General features: G+C 37.0%; 12 protein-coding genes. 6 read left to right on the top strand and 6 right to left on the bottom strand.

Going from position 1 to position 17,523, the window contains the following annotated elements; all coding sequences use genetic code 11:
- Positions 1–225: 225 nt before the first annotated feature.
- Both A3GM_RS11700 and A3GM_RS0109825 read left to right on the top strand, forming a co-directional pair.
- Positions 226–390: a hypothetical protein gene (locus A3GM_RS11700; RefSeq protein WP_018363199.1), complete on the top strand. Its 165-nt coding sequence runs from the start codon at positions 226–228 to the stop codon at positions 388–390.
- A 42-nt stretch (positions 391–432) separates the two neighbouring features.
- Positions 433–2,478: a hypothetical protein gene (locus tag A3GM_RS0109825; protein ID WP_018363198.1), complete on the top strand. Its 2,046-nt coding sequence runs from the start codon at positions 433–435 to the stop codon at positions 2,476–2,478.
- Between the two features lie 218 nt (positions 2,479–2,696).
- Here the strand turns inward: A3GM_RS0109825 and A3GM_RS0109820 are convergent, their stop codons facing one another.
- On the bottom strand, positions 2,697–2,945 hold the full coding sequence (locus A3GM_RS0109820; RefSeq protein ID WP_018363197.1) for a hypothetical protein: 249 nt from the start codon (positions 2,943–2,945) through the stop codon (positions 2,697–2,699).
- 360 nt (positions 2,946–3,305) lie between these two features.
- Between A3GM_RS0109820 and A3GM_RS11695 the strand changes: the two genes are divergently transcribed.
- A complete protein-coding gene (locus A3GM_RS11695) occupies positions 3,306–3,470 on the top strand; it encodes a hypothetical protein (RefSeq protein WP_018363196.1) in 165 nt (54 codons plus the stop codon).
- 42 nt (positions 3,471–3,512) lie between these two features.
- Positions 3,513–5,558 (top strand): hypothetical protein, encoded by a 2,046-nt coding sequence (locus A3GM_RS0109810; protein ID WP_018363195.1) that lies wholly within the window; start codon positions 3,513–3,515, stop codon positions 5,556–5,558.
- Positions 5,559–5,755: 197 nt separating this feature from the next.
- Here the strand turns inward: A3GM_RS0109810 and A3GM_RS0109805 are convergent, their stop codons facing one another.
- Positions 5,756–7,513, bottom strand: coding sequence for a GNAT family N-acetyltransferase (locus A3GM_RS0109805; RefSeq protein WP_018363194.1), 1,758 nt, complete (start codon positions 7,511–7,513; stop codon positions 5,756–5,758).
- A gap of 188 nt (positions 7,514–7,701) precedes the next feature.
- Between A3GM_RS0109805 and A3GM_RS0109800 the strand changes: the two genes are divergently transcribed.
- Positions 7,702–8,862 carry a sensor histidine kinase gene (locus tag A3GM_RS0109800; RefSeq protein ID WP_018363193.1) on the top strand — a complete coding sequence of 387 codons (1,161 nt, stop codon included), beginning with the start codon at positions 7,702–7,704 and terminating at the stop codon, positions 8,860–8,862.
- Positions 8,863–9,225: 363 nt separating this feature from the next.
- Positions 9,226–10,770 carry a DUF438 domain-containing protein gene (locus tag A3GM_RS0109795; protein ID WP_018363192.1) on the top strand — a complete coding sequence of 515 codons (1,545 nt, stop codon included), beginning with the start codon at positions 9,226–9,228 and terminating at the stop codon, positions 10,768–10,770.
- A 182-nt stretch (positions 10,771–10,952) separates the two neighbouring features.
- Here A3GM_RS0109795 and A3GM_RS0109790 read toward each other — a convergent pair whose 3' ends face one another.
- From A3GM_RS0109790 to A3GM_RS11725, 4 genes are all read right to left on the bottom strand, one after another.
- Entirely contained in the window at positions 10,953–12,173 is a 1,221-nt protein-coding gene (locus A3GM_RS0109790) for a hypothetical protein (RefSeq protein WP_018363191.1), read from the bottom strand.
- Between the two features lie 76 nt (positions 12,174–12,249).
- The gene (locus A3GM_RS0109785; RefSeq protein WP_018363190.1) at positions 12,250–13,710 is read right to left on the bottom strand and encodes a RagB/SusD family nutrient uptake outer membrane protein; all 1,461 of its coding nucleotides are present in this window, start codon (positions 13,708–13,710) and stop codon (positions 12,250–12,252) included.
- A gap of 28 nt (positions 13,711–13,738) precedes the next feature.
- Positions 13,739–16,963 carry a SusC/RagA family TonB-linked outer membrane protein gene (locus A3GM_RS0109780; RefSeq protein ID WP_018363189.1) on the bottom strand — a complete coding sequence of 1,075 codons (3,225 nt, stop codon included), beginning with the start codon at positions 16,961–16,963 and terminating at the stop codon, positions 13,739–13,741.
- Between the two features lie 312 nt (positions 16,964–17,275).
- Positions 17,276–17,523, bottom strand: a 248-nt coding sequence (locus A3GM_RS11725) for a hypothetical protein (RefSeq protein WP_044124966.1), incomplete at its 5' end; no start/stop codon positions are given.

Genomic DNA, 17,523 nt, shown 5'->3' with positions numbered 1-17,523 from the left:
ATTTTGCAGTCGATTTAAAAGCGTAATTAGAGTTTAAGAATAAACTATAAGTAGGAGAAGCAGATTAAAAATAACATAAACCACTAAGCTTTTTTGAATTGAACTCAGGATAAAAACAATTCAATAAAACATAGTTGAAATAAAAACACAGCCCTTTAAAGCGCAATAAGCGATTGGGCTTGATCCTTTACGCTATATTTTAAAATAGATTAATACCAAAAGATTATGAAGAAAAGCTATGTAAAACCCTGTACTTCAGAAGTAAAGATTGAAGCAGGAACATGTTTTATGGTGAATAGTGTGGGTGCAAATTCTCACGAAGGGTTCACACCTAGTACTGATCCTTCATTGGTTATAGATGACGGAACCGATGATGATTCGCCATTCTAATTGGATAATTATATTAAAACAGTAAACAAAAAGTAGACACAAATGAAAAAAATAATACCCTTTTTATTATGCGGATGCGTAGCGTTCGGTGTAGCTTCTTGTTCTAAAGACGATGAAGCTATCGAGAAAAGCACAAGCAATGAGAAATTAGTTAATATGTCGTTCTTTAGCAAGAATGATGAAGCTGTGACCAGAACAGCGCTTTCTTCTGATGGAAGTAGTGTGGTTTGGACTGCAAATGACGTTATTGGTATTGGCTTTCAAGGCTCTATTAGAAATACAACACAGCCTTTCAAGACATCAATGAATGGTAATGTTGCTCGTTTTTATGGTCAAGCTGCCGATAAAACAACACCATATTACGCTATATATCCATATCAAGCAACAGGCAAGATTGAATATAAATCAACAACACAAGCGGTATTTAGCTATACACTTTCAAACAAACAAACAGCTATTGCCAATACATTTGATCCCAAAGCGAACCCATCTGTAGCTCTAATTCCAAAGGCTGAAGACACCTTTAAGGCTTATAATTTAGGTGGATTGCTTAAGTTTACATTCAAAGGATCTGCAAATGTGAAGCAAGTTACATTGCTTTCAATTAATCAAGAACCTCTTTCTGGAAGCTTTGAGTCGACAGTTACATTCGATAATAACAAGGCAATATCAACATTAAGCAATAAAGTTGTATCAGGATCTCCTGTTATTACATACAAACCTGAATCGGGTTTATTTGCAGAACAAACTGCTTATTATGTAGCATTACCTGCAACTACACTTGAACAAGGCTTGACTTTAGCTTTCGTTTTAAACAATGGTAAGGCCGTACAATATAAAGTTCGCTCTGCAGTTGATATCAAACGTGGTGAAGTAAAGGACTTAGGTTTGATTACAATTAATGAAAGTAAGGCTAAAGACTTTATCTTAAAGAACCAAGGTTTGATTGATGCTGTTGCTAAAAGTGTAAGTGGTTTGGTGAGAGATGCAAACGGAAACCTTGATGTTTACAGCGCAGACAACCTCGAAAAGATTCTTTCTTACAAAGGACATCTAGGTATATCAAATCAAGATAACTTGACTTCTATAGATGAGTTACAATACTATCGCAATGTAACAGGAATCACATTAGATAAGAATAAGAATCTTGCTGGTAAGTTAGATTTCTCTAAATACCCTCAATTAGTTGGTAATATCATCGTACAAAACAGTCCTCTTGTAACCTCAATAGATGTGACTGGACTTGATAAAATCACTGCTTTCTCGGCAACATATATGAAGAATATGACCGATGTTACTATTAAAGGTAATAGCAAACTTCAAAATGTTTCACTTCATCATAATGAGGCTTTGCAAGCGGTTGATGTACGAGATCTACCTGAATTGCGTCTTGTTGAGACCTATTATAGTAAGAGTGTAACAACCATAAAAACCGCAGGTTCGCCCAAGTTGACATCAATTAATGCTACTTCTAGCGGTTCTTTGTCGTCTATACCAGGACTAAATGAGAACACACAGCTTGTTGATTTTGTTGCTCCTTACACACCTCTAGAGTCGTTAGACTTTAGTAATCAACCAAACTTGCGTAGCGTTAACCTCTTAAGCGCAAAGATAAAAGAGCTTAAAGGCTTAGCTGCTTCAGGTACAAATCTAAAGAATTTGCAGTTATCTAACACTCAATTATCTAGTTTAGATGTATCTAATAATACAGAATTATTAGAGCTTGAATTGTATAATTCGAAAATAACTAAGCTTGATGTAACTGCAAATAAAAAGCTAAAGCGTTTGAGAATTCCTTTCAATCCACTTGAAGAATTGGTATTAGGAGATAACACTGCACTTGAATATCTTGATATCTCACACGACAGATTGAGTACTTTAGATATCACAAAGCTAACAGGTTTGAAGAAAGTTTATGCTGGAAGACAATCTCAAAAGGCTAATCCTGGTATTTTACAAAGCATGACTGTTTATTATACAGCAGCTCAAAAGACTGTCTTAGATCCAGTGATTGCAGGCTCAAAAGATCCAAGTAAGGTTAATTATGCAGAGACAAATGCTGACGCAACATACGTTGTTAAGAACTAATTGATAGTTGGTTTAGACATAAAAATAAAAGAGGTAACTTGTAATAGGTTACCTCTTTTTTCGTAATGTATATTCGATTGTAAAATCAACTCAATCTTTTGCTTTCTAAACTCAATCTTATTGGTGTGCAATCTCAATACTTTTGCCTTGCAAACTCAATGCTTTTACAATGCAATATCATTGCTTTTGGAAAGTCGTTTCAAAGTAGTTGAAAACCATTAGTTAAGCATCATTGTCATAATAGGCTTGTCGTTGCTGAACAATATGTTAGCCAACTCGTCTATTTTGATGGTTGTTGCGTTGCTAAAAGGCTCATCAGTTTTAATAGCCTTACCGTCTTTTACGATGTAATAAGCATTGTTCGAAGGAATATCTCTATCGCCTTTGATGTGCAACACCTTCTCTTCTTCAGGGTAGATACTTGCATATAGCTTCAAGGCCTCGTGTGCATTAATCACCCTAATCATTCCCTTAGCCTCTTTATAAGAAATATTTTAAATAATAGAAGTTAATGTTAGTTGTTAATAAAGGGAAAATGTATAAAAAATAATTAATATAGAGTTTTTTATTTTTTTTTGTATTTATTTAGTTCTGATATTGTAACTTTGCAAAGAAATTTATAATATTCTTTGAAATATATGGAATAAGATATAGGTAGAAGAAATATATTAAGCGTGATATAATTAACTAATTTCAAAGTTGTATTTAGACTGTAATAATTGCAAAATGTTATAATTAGAATAAATAGAATCTTTTTAAAGATTAAATAAATAACTGCGAGCATGATTATTTGCGTTTTATTTTAATATAGGATAATAATAAAAAATATGAAGAAAAATTATGTAAAACCCTGTACTTTAGAAATAAAGATTGAAGCAGGAACATGTTTTATGGTGAATAGTGTGGGTGCAAATTCTCATGAAGGGTTCACTCCAAGTACTGATCCTTCATTGGTTGTAGATGATGGAACAGATGATGATTCACCATTTTAATTAAGTAATTATTTTAAAACAGTAAACAAAAAGTAGACACAAATGAAAAAAATAATACCTTTTTTATTATGCGGATGCGTAGCGTTCGGTGTGGCTTCTTGTTCTAAAGACGATGAGGCTATCGAGAAAAGCACAAGCAATGAGAAATTAGTTAATATGTCGTTCTTTAGCAAGAATGGTGAAGCTGCAACAAGAACAGCGCTTTCTTCTGATGGGAGTAGCGTGGTTTGGACAGCAAACGACGTTATTGGTATTGGTTATTATGGCTCTAATCAAGACGCAACACAGCCATTCAAGACCTCAATGAACGGTAATGTAGCTCGTTTTTATGGTCAGGCTGCCGATAAACCAACACCATATTACGCAATTTATCCATATCAAGCAACAGGTAAAATCGCATATAGATCAACAACACAAGCGGTATTTAGCTATACACTTTCAAACAAGCAAACAGCTATTGCCAATACCTTTGATCCCAAAGCCAACCCATCTGTGGCTCTAATTCCAAAGCCAGAAGAAACCTTTAAGGCTTATAATTTAGGTGGATTGCTTAAGTTTACATTCAAAGGATCTGCAAATGTAAAGCAAGTAACATTGCTTTCAATTAATCAAGAGCCTCTTTCTGGAAGCTTTGAGTCGACAGTTACATTCGATAGTAACAAGGCAATATCAACATTAAAGAATAAAGTTGTATCAGGATCTCCTGTTGTTACATACAAACCTGAATCGGGTTTATTTGCAGAACAAACTGCTTATTATGTAGCATTACCTGCTACTACACTTGAACAAGGCTTGACTTTAGCTTTCGTTTTAAACAATGGTAAGGCCGTACAATATAAAGTTCGCTCTGCAGTTGCTATCAAACGTGGTGAAGTAAAGGACTTAGGTTTGATTACAATTAATGAAAGTAAGGCTAAATCTTTTATCTTAAAGAATCAAGGTTTGATTGAAGCTGTTAGCCAAAGAGTAACTGGTTTGGAGAGAGGGGCAGATGGAAACCTTGATATTTATGTTGCAGATAACCTCGAAAAGATTCTTTCTTACAAGGGAGTTCTTGTTGCAAATAACATCGATAAGTTAACATCTATCGATGAGTTACAATACTATCGCAATGTAACAGGCGTAAATTTCGCTAATAATAAGAATCTTGAAGGCAAGTTAGACTTCTCTAAATATCCTCAATTAATTGATAGAATTCTTGTACAAAGAAGCCCTAAAGTAACTTCAGTAGACGTGACTGGACTTGATAAACTTACTCTGTTTGCAGCCACATATATGGATAATTTGACAGAAGTTACTGTGAAAGGTAATAGCAAACTCGAAATGATTTCGGTTCATCACAATGCTAAGTTGCAAGGACTTGATGCAAGTAATCTACCCGAATTGAAAACTATTGAGACTTTCTATAGTGGTAAAGTTGAATACATTAAGACTGAAGGTTCGCCAAAATTGCTCTATGTTAGTGCTACTTCAAATTATTCATTAAAGTCATTCCCCAACTTAAGTGAGAATAAAGAAATTGTAGAATTCCTTGCTTCTCGTTCTCAATTAGAGTCATTAGACTTTAGTAATCAAACCAAGTTGAAGGCAATTAGCCTTGCAAGTGCAAAGACAAAAGAACTTAAAGGTTTAGCTTCTTCGGGTGCAAACCTAACAGATTTGCAGTTATCTAACACATTAATTTCTAGCTTAGATATATCTGGTAATCCAGAATTAATCAACTTAAATTTATATCATACAAAGGTAACTAAGGTCGATATAAGCGCAAATAAAAAGTTAGCTATACTGGATACATCATTAAGTCCACTTGAAGAATTGATATTAGGAGATAACACTTCGCTCAAAAATCTTGACATTTCTCACTGTCGTCTCAGCACTTTGGATATCACAAAGCTAACAGCTTTAACCAAAATTTATGCAGGACAACAAAGTCAAAAGGCTAATCCTGGCATCTTACAAAGCATGACTGTTTATTATTCAGCAGCTCAACAGCCTGTCTTAGACCCAGTAATTGCCGACTCAAGAGATCCTGAAAAAGCAAATTATGCAGGCACAAATGTTGGTGCAACATACGTTGTTAAGAACTAATTGATAGTTGGTTTAGACATAAAAATAAAAGAGGTAACTTGTAATAGGTTACCTCTTTTTTCGTAATGTATATTCAATTGGAAAATCAACTCAATCTTATTGCTCTCCAATCTCAATGCTTTTGCGGTGTAAAGTCAATGCTTTTATAGTGCAATAACATTGCTTTTGAAAAGCCATTTCAAAGTAGTTGAAAACCATTAGTTAAGCATCATTGTCATAATAGGCTTGTCGTTGCTGAACAGAATGTTAGCCAACTCATCTATCTTGATGGTTGTTGCGTTGCTAAAAGGCTCATCAGTTTTAATAGTCTTACCGTCTTTTACAATGTAATAAGCATTGTTCGAAGGAATATCTCTATCGCCTTTGATATGCAACACCTTCTCTTCTTCAGGGTAGATACTTGCATATAGCTTTAAAGCCTCGTGTGCATTAATCACCCTAATCATTCCCTTAGCCTCTTTATCTTTAGCCGAATAGTCGCTACCATCAATGCGAACATCTTCTTTTGCGATGTCCCATTGCTCATCGTTGTGTAGCAATATGGTGCTTTGTTGCTGTTGCCAAGCATTCAGTTCGGTGACACTTGCATTTAAAATGTCGAAAGGCAAAGCCACACAATCAATCTTTTCAACATATCCGCACTTAGCATACCAAGTGTATAACCACTCTTCTGCGGGGATAAGAACAGCGAACACCGCTCCTTTATGATAGCTATTGAAATGCGCTTGGTGCATGATGTTGTTGCCAATGTTGAGGTTTCGCATCGAAGGTGATGTACTAACACCGCTTATATACACCGTTTGGGCAGTTTGATGGTGCCACTTTAGCTGATAAGGAACAGCTTGCAAAGCACCCACCACCTTTTTATTTATTTGAATGGTGTAGTTGTTTTCGTGACTAATCACTCTGTTGAAATACATCTCAACAAATGCTTCTTTGTCGTTAAACACCTCTTTCCACAATTCTTTTGTTTCGTTTTTAACGTGCTCTTCCTCGTCTTTTGCCACAAAAGGATGATGCTCCATCACCGTATTCTTTTCGAGAATGATATCGGGTTTGTATGAAAGTTTAGCGTTTCTAAGTCCTTCTTCGCCCATATCTTCTTCACGATTGATATAGAAATACTGCTCAGGAAGATGGCGAACAAACTCATTATTAATCATAGTAAACGCCCCTTCGTACGACACATCGGCCTTTTCAACACACACATCGAATGTTGTATGATTGATAGGACAGCCGTATGTAAAGGCAATGAGGTTATTATCCACCCAAAGTGTACCGCCAATTAACCCCAGTTCGTCCCAAAATTCAAACGCACGAGTCATCGAACGCAACTCACTTGCAAGCAGTTCGGAGTTCGAACCATCGTTAATCGATGCCTCACGCCATTTCTCTTCCAACTTTAAACACTCAGGAATAAGGTCTTTTGTCAATGGCTTATATTCGTAATGAGGGTATAATAACTTGAATTTATTGATGTGGTTGCGCTTTCCGTGCAGCTTTTTTCCCGACAAAAGAGCCAACTTTTCACGGGTATAAATATAGTCGGCATAGTCTCTATTCGGTTTCATTTCAAACGTGTTAGGCATAAACTGCTCTATAACATCAACCATACAGTTGCACACACCCAGCATAAGAAAGGGGTGACCCAATGCATTTGCATCTTCTTTTAAAGCCTTAATCACCTCGATAGAGCATGCATCGCAAGGCTTAACAGATAGTTTTCCGTCTTCGTTTTCAGTGGGACGAGGAACAGGAAGCATATATGCTAGATGTTGATTGACGTAGAATCGGAATACCAAATAGTTGTTAACTATTGCCCATTGTGTGTTGTATAGGAAGCGCCAGCTGATGATGTTGGCGATAGAAAGGTCGCAATTTTGCAGTTCACCATGCAAAGTAAACGATTGAATGGTGTCTTTATCTGCAATAGTTACATCTTGAAATTTAATCATTTAATTATGTTTTATCGTTGAATGAACTACAAAAATAAGCATTCTTTGTTGTCTTTGCGTTGAAAAGAGCATAAAAGAGTGTTTCAATTGTTGTCGAATGTTAAGATAAAGGCAAAATAATTGCTCAGTTGTTGAATGTTGAGTAAGATTTATAATAAAAACTATTGTTTTTGCGTTTATATGATATAATGAAATGGACACGTAGAACTCACTATATAAAAATTATGTTTTTTGTTATAGCAATCGTCATTGCTATAGGCTCATTGTGGGTTTCTCATACCATAACCGAAGCACTTTCGCAAGAAGAACGTAACAAAATGGAAGTGTGGGCAGAGGCCATTCATTCGCTGAACACAGCCGACGAGAACACCGATTTGGCTCTTGTTTTGAAGGTAGTGAATGGCAATAACACCATACCTGTTGTGGTGATAGATGCCAAAGACAGCGTGCAAGCCATTCGAAACATCAATTTCACCGCCACTAAGTCGGCAGATGTCAATAGTCAAGCCCTTGCTCTTGCGTACCAATTGAAGCGCAAAGGGCGTGCCATTAAGTTGCAGATGAGCGATAATCCTCATGATTTTATAGAAGTGTGTTACGACGATTCGCTCTTAATAAAGCGTCTAACCATTTATCCCTACATACAACTTACCGTTGTGGTGCTCTTTATTACACTGGCACTTTTAGCCCTTTTATGGAGCAAAAAGGCAGAACAAAACCGCTTGTGGGTTGGTTTGTCGAAAGAAACAGCACACCAATTGGGCACACCTATATCGAGTTTGATGGCTTGGAACGAGATACTTAAAGAGCAATATCCCGACGATCCATTTATAACAGATATGGGCGAAGATGTGAAACGCCTTCAACTTATTGCCGATAGGTTCTCGAAAATAGGCTCACAACCTACTTTTGAGCCATGCAATATGAACGATATTGTGTTGAAAGTGGCGACTTATATTGGTAAACGAGCATCGAGTGGCATTGCAATAGAAACGAAGTTGAGTGCCGAACCCGCTGTGGCACGCATCAATATGTTGTTGATTGAGTGGGTGATAGAGAATCTTTGTAAGAACGCTATCGATGCAATTGGCAGTAAAGGAGCCATCACTATCGAGGTGATGAATATGAAACACGGCGTTGTAGTAGATGTTTCTGACACGGGAAAGGGTATTCGCAAGGCAGATATTGCCAATGTTTTTCGACCTGGTTTCACTACTAAAAAGCGTGGTTGGGGACTTGGTTTGTCGCTTGCAAAGCGCATTATAGAGCAATATCACAAAGGACATATCTTTGTAAAACAATCTGAACAAGGGGTAGGAACAACCTTTAGAATAGAGCTTTTGAGTTAAATCGTAAGCCATTGGTAGTGAGAAGGGTAGGAGAGGTGTGTCGACTTGCATTGCAATAGCTATGCTTTTGATTTGCAAAGTCAATGCTTTTACAGCCTAAAATACCTGCTTTTTCACCCTAAAAGCAGTGCAATTAAACATCCATTCAAGTCTATCTTCAAACCAAATTCTTTTCCTCTCTTTTTTGAATGTGTGCTCTTTCTCATTCAAAAGAATATTGATTATTAACACTATTTAATCCTGAAAAGTCACATTTGTTACTGAATGACTTAGAGGATATTCGTACATTTGTAAACAATAAGAATGAAACGGCATTGCAAATGTCGCCCAGAACAGTTACAAATAGAATAAAACAAGATACAAATGGAAAATAAAATGAAAGCCAACTTGCCACAAATTGAGCAAGACAAACTCGACAAAATTCTTGAAATAGAAGAATTATACGAAACAGGAAAGCTTACTCTTGAACAAGCAAAAGATATGTTTAGAGAGCAAGTTGGAAAGATTAAACCTTTTCATATTGCCCTAATTGAACAAACAATGGTGGAAGAAGACGACCACGAATGTATTAGAGTGAACATGAAAAAGACCCTCGAACTGCTCGATGAGTTTATGGATTACTCTCGTCCTGAATTGCCTTCAGACCACCCAATAGCACAATATTATCGTGAAAACGATGAGATGCGCAAGCTGTTGTTGGCTGTTGAAGACCTTGTTCAATATCCAATGATTAAAAATCAATGGTTAGAACTATACGAAAAGATTAGTCAATATCCCACACACTTTAAGCGCAAGCAAAACCAGTTGTATCCTGTTTTAGAGCAAAAGGGCTTTACACGTCCTACAACGGTGATGTGGACCTTCGACGATTTTGTGAGAGATATCATCAGAGAGTCGGAACATTTGCTCGAAGAAGGCAAGGAAGAAGCATTCATTGCTAAGCAAGAAGAATTGCTAAGCTATGGTCGTGACTTGATGCATAAAGAGGAAGTGATTTTATATCCCACATCAATGGCTTTGATAAATGAGGCTGAATTTGAGGATATGAAATCGGGTGATCAAGAGATTGGCTTTGCTTTCTTCACCGTAGAGCACACTCCTAAGCAAGAAACCAACACTACTTCGAACCAGCAAGTAGACGGATTTGCACAAGACTTGCAGGCTTTGTTGAACAAATATGGATATAGTGTGGGTGGCGAAGAGAAGCTAAATGTAACCACAGGAAAGTTGACTCTTGAACAAATCAACTTGATATACAAGCATCTTCCTATCGATATTTCGTATGTAGACGAAAACGAATTGGTTTGTTTTTATAGTGATACCGATCACAGAATCTTCCCTCGTAGCAAGAATGTGATAGGCCGTGAGGTGATGAATTGTCACCCAAAGAAAAGCGCACACATTGTTCGTGAGGTGATAGACAAGCTTAGAAGCGGTGAACAAAGTAAGGCAGAGTTTTGGATTAACAAGCCAGGTTTGTTCTTATACATCGTTTATGTGGCTGTAAGAGATGAGCAAGGACGTTTCAGAGGTGTGTTGGAAATGATGCAAGACTGCACTCATATTCGTGCAATGGAAGGTAGTCAAACCCTTTTAACATGGGCAAACGAGGCTCCAAAAGAAGAGGTTAAGGAAGAAGAACACGACTCTGAGGAACAAACTGTTGCTGATGGTGCTGAAATAGCTATTGATGGAGATACCAAACTCAAAATGCTTTTAAAACAATATCCTTTCTTAAAGAAGAGATTAACTGAAATTTCATCACAATTCCGCATGTTAAATAGTCCTTTAGGAAAGATTATTGCAGCTCGTGCAGACGTGAAAATGATGAGCGAAAAGAGTGGTATTCCGCAAGAAAGACTTATACAAGGCATCAAAGAAATCATTAAAAGCGAATTAGAAAAGTAAGTATTTCTTTCGTGAAATGATGATGGGCGAGGGCTACATCTTTTATATATAAAGCAAATAGCCACTCACTCATTTGCCTAAAGCTAAAAAAGAAGTGATTGATAACATTGTATCAATCACTTCTTTTATTTTGTATAGGAAGGTCAAGTCGATGTTTTCGACTGGCTTCAACCTTCTATTTATTAGTCGTGTTGTTGACGATATGGACAATCTTTAATCACTTGTCGAATGCGTTTCACTTGATCTACGCTCACAGAAGTGTTTGTTGAATGGTGATCCATGATGTTATATGAGTTAAAGAAGTAGCTTGGACCGTTCTTATATAAAGGTAAAGACTTCTTTTCTATGCTTCCATCATCTTTAAAGAACGAGTAAGTATCAGGACAATAGTCAACATCTTTTTGGCTTTTGTATATATCTGGGTTGACACCTGTGGGCAATAATCCATAAAATCTACCTAACATACGTTCAAAATCTCTCACTGCATAGCCTGTACCTTGTTGAAAAACATCTGCAAAAGTCATAGGTATTCCCACTTCTTGAGGCTCTAAATTGGTGATGTCTTCCAATGATGTTATCTTCTCAAAGTCAATTCCTTTAATGTCAGAAGGGTCGCCAAATGTGTATTCTGGGTGCACTTTTGATTCGTTCATCTTCCAATATGGCACTGCATTCATTAACCAAACGTAAATCACTTTGTCTGCTCCTGCAAGTAAATTCTTTTGAATATACGCTGTAATCTCCTCATGCTCTTCGTCTGATAGCTTGATGGTTTTATATTCTTTCATGTAGAATGTCATTTTAGCATCACAGCCATTGGGTGCTTGACTGTTCACTCCTGAGAATGCTTGGTTAGCATGTTCAACCATCTTTTTTAAGAGATTAGGTGTGACAGACTCCATTTGAAGCTTGGTTTTCTCGTTATATAGCGATATAAACACCACTGGAATTCGCAAAGGAGTTAGGTTTAAGTTTTGTGGTTGGCGTAGAGCTACCGACACTTTGGGTGACTTTAAGTTGTTACAAGTAGCTGTAAAGCTCACAGAATCTGTTTTAGCAGTACTTGTAAAAGCCTCATTTATATTGAAACTTTTACCGTCTGAGCTTGTAATCACTATCTTGTCTACAGGCACTCGGTCGTCTAACATTTGCACTTCTGTTGAGTCTACCTTATAAAAACATTTTACTAAGAATTTAAGTTTACTGGTTCCATCGGCATTTAAGGTTAATGCATTGGGATAAATTTCGAAGCGTGTAATCTTATCTTCACCAATTCTTGTTGGCTCAAGGAAAGTTTCTTCTCTATTACAGCTTGAAAACAATGAAACAAGAGCTACCAAACTGGCGCTTAGCCATTGAAGTTTATAGCGCAAAAGCGCAGAAATAAACGTGTTATTTGTCATATTTCTATATTTTATAAAACCATTTACATTTTATTTTAGTTGTCTTTCTATCATAAAAATGTAAGATAGGTGAGGTTTAAAAATTATTCCATCCAGGGTTTTGAGCAATATCGTTATCTTTTAACTCAGCCTTTTTAGGGATGGGCATGGTGTATCTAAAGTCGTCTTTTGTAAGCTTATAAGCCTCGGGTTCTTCTTGTTTGTTGCGAGGTTTTCTGCTCATTTCTACTCCTATACGACGCATGTCGCACCAACGAATAAAAGGTTCAAAACAGAACTCCTTACGTCTTTCGTCTAAAATGCTTTGTAATAAATTAGCACGAGCAGGCTCTACATAGTTTGTATAACGAGTAGCAGCAAACTCTTTTAGCTCTTTTAAGGCTGCATCATCATGTCCTTGGCGTGCTTCTGCCTCTGCTGCTATGAGCTTCATCTCAGCACCTGAGCATAAAATAAAGCGTATATACGACCATGGAAAATCGCAATCAAACTTTATAATGCCTTTATCATCAGCAAAAAACTCTTTTTTACGAAGGTCGTTATCGGTGTAGAGTGCATACAAATCGTCGGCTGGATATTGAGCTAACTCATAGTTCTTATTTCCTACAATGTCTTGTAATTTCTGACCATCGCTATATAAGAACATTAAAGGAGCAAACTTTTTAGATGTTAAAACGCCAAATTCGTCTGATGTTGCAGGGGTTGTTTTAATATCATTAAAGGTAATTCCGCTTGCCAATACCTCTTTTGCATATTGAGAAGCCTTAGCATAATCGTTATCTTCTTTAGCTCCTGAACCAGCTTTATACAAATAAACTTGTGCTAAAAGACCTTTTATAAATGTTTTATTATAGAAGATATTGTAATCTGGTTCTGGTGTTGCATTGAAGTTAAGAGCGGTCTCTAACTCTGAAATAATAAACGCATAGTTCTCTTTTTGCGTTTGTCTTCTACTATCATAAGAGCCTACTTTGTCGGGTTCGGTATTTAATGGCAAGCCAAGTTGGTTGTCTGTGTAAGGCGCAAACAATTGAACTAAGTGGAAGAAACAATAAGCTCTTGTAACTCTTGCTTCTCCTTCCACGCATTCAGACTCAGCTTTATTACTTGTATTGTGCTTCTTAAGCTCAGCCAATATAAGGTTATAGAATCCAATAGCTTTGTAATAGGTACTCCAAATGTTTTCATGAATATCAGGATGTTTCCAAGTTTGCGATTTATTAAAGTCGCCTTTATTGTTTTGTCCCATCCAAGTATCAAGATATTTATCTGTATTACAATCGTCTGAATAGAAGTAAGTAATAAGATATTCATCGTAGAAAGTGACCACATTAGGCACTCCTGAGAGATAATCATTGCCTTCTTGATAGTTTCTTAAGCTACCTCCTAACAGACGTTTCACATCAGTAAAGCTGTTCAACGTTAGTTGATTGGTTGGTTCTACATAGAGATAATCTTTACAACTGCCAAAGAATGTGAGCACACAAACAAGTAATGCACATGCTTGTAGCTTATATTTTAAAATATTGTTCTTCATATTTTTAGGATATTAAATAAACCATTTATTAGAAACCTACATTCAGTGTGATGCTATAAGTGCGGGTAGAAGGGTAGCTAAGTGTACCCATTGATGCAGGGTCGATACCCTTAAAGTTTGTAAGGGTAAAGAGATTACTTGCTGTAATGGCAATACGAGCACTGCGAACAGATAGCTTTTTGCATAACTCTTCTGTTAAACGATAGCCTAAACTGGTGTAAGTACAACGAAGATAGTCGCCTTTTTCTAATGAAGTATTAAAGCGATATTGGTCGTATGCGGTGTTGTTTATACCCAAATAAGGACGCTCTGCCACATCACCAACTGCTCTCCAACGATATTGATCAGCGATGTATCGGTTGCCAGAATAGTTGTAATTGTGATTCATTGTGCTAGAGATTGTTGGTATAAGATGTCCTGTTTGGAATTCAAACTGAGCATTTAGTTCCCATTGCTTGTATCTAAATTCAGTAGCAAAACCACCCGTTGTGGTAGGATTACCTTCTCCTAAATAGTGCATAGGTGGACGTTTAAGCGCCAAAGTTCTATTGTTAAACATATCCATGTCTACCTTTGTTCCATCTTCAGCATAAGCCAATGTGTGTCCAGTTTTAGGATCTATGCCTGCAAAGTCGTATCCTAACCATGCTCCAACTGAATAACCTTGAATGTACACATTGTCGTTTTCAGATAAGAGAGAACTCTTTTGTGGTACCTGTTTAAACTCTTGATAGAATGTTTTGGTAATAATATTCTTATTAAAGCTCACGTTTCCACGAAGCGCCCATTCAAAATCTTTGGTTCTAATAGGTGTAAATCCTAAGTCAAACTCCCAACCACGGTTCACCAAGTTGGCAACATTTTGTTTGATAGAGTGAATACCTGAAGAGTAAGGAAGCGACTTATTATCGAGCAAGTCTACCACCTTATTATTATAATAGTTCACATTAAATGTTATTCTATTATCCCATAAGCTTGATTCTAAACCAATATTAAAATCCTTTTTCGTTTGCCATTTAATGTTAGGGTTGGCATTTTTATACGATGTTGGTACCACTAAGCCAGCATAGGGGCGTGTTTCTGTTAGCTTCATAGTGACAAATGGAAGCGCATTATGGTCTATACTACCAGTGTAACCATAGCCTACACGCACTGATAAAAAGTTAATAAAGTCCCATTTCATAAATGGTTCTTTGTAAATATTCCAACGTCCAGACACATTCCATAATGGAGTAAACTGGTTTTGGTTACCAATAATGTCTGAACCATCGTAGCGTGCAGATGCATTTAAGACATATTTATCAGCATAAGAATAAGTGGCATTGGCAAAGAACGAAGACATTTTAGACTCGTATTTGCCTGTTCCGCCTAACCAAGAGAAGGGGAAACGAGACATATCGGTGCCTTGTGGCACTTGTGGGAAGCCCACAATGCGGTGCACCTTATCGTATTGAGGAGAATAATTGTAAGAACTATAATTCACATTTGATGTGATTTCTTGTCCTGCCATCACCTCTAAACTGTGGTCATTGCCTAATGTTTTGTTATAAGAAAGCATGTTTCTCCAGGTATAGGCATCAGTGTTATATTGTCCTTCACGTAGAGAACCTAAGACATTAGCTGCAGGAATTTCGTTTCCTTGCACATAAGTTGCTTCCCAGTTATTACGCATATTGGTGTAAGTGCCTTCGCCTTCTTCTCTTCTTGACGAGGTGTTAGACACCGATACCGATGCTTGAGAGGTGTAGATAAGTCCTTCAAGTGGTGTAATCCATTGTAGTTTAACGTTTAATGAAAGACCTAAATAGCGTGAAGTATTTTGGTTTTCTAACATCTCACGTTTCATATTAAGCGTTTCCCAACGAAGTCCTGGGTGCAAACGGCTAACCCTTATGTCGTAACTCTTATCGTAACCATTGGGATCTTCATAAGGGTTGGCTTGGTAAGCATAGCGCATGGGTGATATAACCGATGCGGTGCTACGGTCGTTGCGATACGTTGCTGCCAAAATAGTTTGTAGCGTTAGCTTATCAGAAAAGTGATGATATAGCTTACTATTAAAGGTTATACGCTTATAATTATTGGTTAGCTCGGTTCCGTTTTGATTTAAAAAGGTGAACGAATTATAGTATTGTGTGCGTTTTGAACCACCCGATAAGCTTAAATTCACTTGTTGAGTGTTAGCAGGGCGATAGAGTTCTTTAAACCAATTGGTGTTTCGTGAGCGTAATAAGCTAATTTCTTTGTCGGCTTCTTCTTGTGTAATTGCTCCATTTTTCACAAGATTAAGAAGATAAGCGACACGTCCTACCGAGTCATATTCTCCATCTAAGAACATTTCTCTTTCGAATCTGATCTTCTCTTCGCTATTCATCATGCGAATATTAGAGTAGGGACGTTCTGTTATACCATAATATAATGAGGCATTATATGTGGCCTTTCCTTCTCTACCATTTTTGGTTTTCACCACAATAACGCCGTTTGCAGCTCGTGCTCCATATATAGCTGTGGCTGCAGCGTCTTTCAAAACGGTGATAGATTCAATGTCACTTGGTGCAATATCGCCAATACCTGTTTGGGTAACTAAGCGTTGTAAGTCGTTACTATTGCTGACACTTGGTGCAATTCCATTAAGAGGCATGCCGTCTACAATCCATATTGGCTCTGTACTTCCAGTGATAGAGTTGGCTCCACGAATACGTATTGAAGCGTCAGAGCCTGGTCTTCCATTGTAAGTTGTCGCAACTCCAGACATCGTTCCTCTTAGAACTTGGTCCATAGAGCGCACGTCCATTTTGGCAATATCACTACTTTTAATTACCGAAACAGAACCCGTCATGCGAGGACGACGAACATCTTGATAACCAGTAACAACGACTTCGCCAATATTGTTGTCTGAATTCTCGAGCAAAATGGTTAGCTCTTTCTTTCCATCAACGCTCACTGTGGTTGTCTTCATACCCAAATAAGACACTTGTAGCTTGGCATTGGCAGGCAAATTCTTTAATTCGAATCGGCCTTTAGCATCTGTTTGGGTCATATCTCCGTTGGGGAGAACTTTAATAATGGCTCCAACAAGAGTCTCATTATTCTTGTCAATCACTGATCCCGACACGCTTTGTGCAGTTGTTTGCGCATAAGTCTTCTGTGTTAAGAAGGGCATTGGTGCAGTACTTATTATGGCCGAAGCAATAAAAAGCTGTGCAACTCGATGGTGAAGAGATGAAGAAAATGGTGTAGTATACATCTTCATAACATTGAATAGTTTGTTTTGTTTATAAGGTATTGTTATAAGTTTCTTTGAAAAAATGAAAAGAAGAAGCACGAATGCCTACGTTTTCATTGTATTTGTGTAAATGGTTTTGTTTGTGTTTATTTTGCAAATATACATAAAAATAATAATTCTTAATCTATTTTCTTATTTTATTTTTAAATTGATTGTTTTTAGGTGTTTGGTAATAGCATTATTTTTGCAGTGTAATTGCAATGCTTTTGGGTTGTAAAAGGATTGCTTTTGCCTCCTAATTGCATAGCTTTTGCGGAGTGAAGGTAGCTCTGTCGGTGTTTAGGTGGTTTCTGAATGGAGAGGAATAGGAAAGAGTTGGTTTGCAATTTGTATTTTTTTATAAATCTTGTGTTGTGGGTGTTCTTTTTCTTTTGTCCCTATATAATATAAATAGGTGAAATTGTTCTTGTGGTTGATTTTCCCATTTTTGGAGTAAAAAAGTTGTTTTTTTTTGAATTTTCTTTTTGAATTATTTGGATTGTGTTTTAAAAAGTTGTACTTTTGCATCCGCTTTCGAGAGTTATCTC

This window comes from Hoylesella nanceiensis DSM 19126 = JCM 15639 (assembly GCF_000379965.1).
Lineage (GTDB): Bacteria > Bacteroidota > Bacteroidia > Bacteroidales > Bacteroidaceae > Prevotella > Prevotella nanceiensis.
Note: the sequence above shows the minus strand (reverse complement) of the source record. Positions and strands in the feature narration are given on the sequence as shown.

What these genes read in the sequence shown, in the direction of transcription:
- A3GM_RS11700 (WP_018363199.1), top strand. Translation starts at nt 226, where the DNA reads ATGAAGAAAAGCTATGTAAAACCCTGTACTTCAGAAGTAAAGATTGAA.
- A3GM_RS0109785 (WP_018363190.1), bottom strand. Translation starts at nt 13,710, where the DNA reads ATGAAGAACAATATTTTAAAATATAAGCTACAAGCATGTGCATTACTT.
- A3GM_RS11695 (WP_018363196.1), top strand. Translation starts at nt 3,306, where the DNA reads ATGAAGAAAAATTATGTAAAACCCTGTACTTTAGAAATAAAGATTGAA.
- A3GM_RS0109800 (WP_018363193.1), top strand. Translation starts at nt 7,702, where the DNA reads ATGAAATGGACACGTAGAACTCACTATATAAAAATTATGTTTTTTGTT.
- A3GM_RS0109820 (WP_018363197.1), bottom strand. Translation starts at nt 2,945, where the DNA reads ATGATTAGGGTGATTAATGCACACGAGGCCTTGAAGCTATATGCAAGT.
- A3GM_RS0109790 (WP_018363191.1), bottom strand. Translation starts at nt 12,173, where the DNA reads ATGACAAATAACACGTTTATTTCTGCGCTTTTGCGCTATAAACTTCAA.
- A3GM_RS0109825 (WP_018363198.1), top strand. Translation starts at nt 433, where the DNA reads ATGAAAAAAATAATACCCTTTTTATTATGCGGATGCGTAGCGTTCGGT.
- A3GM_RS0109780 (WP_018363189.1), bottom strand. Translation starts at nt 16,963, where the DNA reads ATGAAGATGTATACTACACCATTTTCTTCATCTCTTCACCATCGAGTT.
- A3GM_RS0109795 (WP_018363192.1), top strand. Translation starts at nt 9,226, where the DNA reads ATGGAAAATAAAATGAAAGCCAACTTGCCACAAATTGAGCAAGACAAA.
- A3GM_RS0109805 (WP_018363194.1), bottom strand. Translation starts at nt 7,513, where the DNA reads ATGATTAAATTTCAAGATGTAACTATTGCAGATAAAGACACCATTCAA.
- A3GM_RS0109810 (WP_018363195.1), top strand. Translation starts at nt 3,513, where the DNA reads ATGAAAAAAATAATACCTTTTTTATTATGCGGATGCGTAGCGTTCGGT.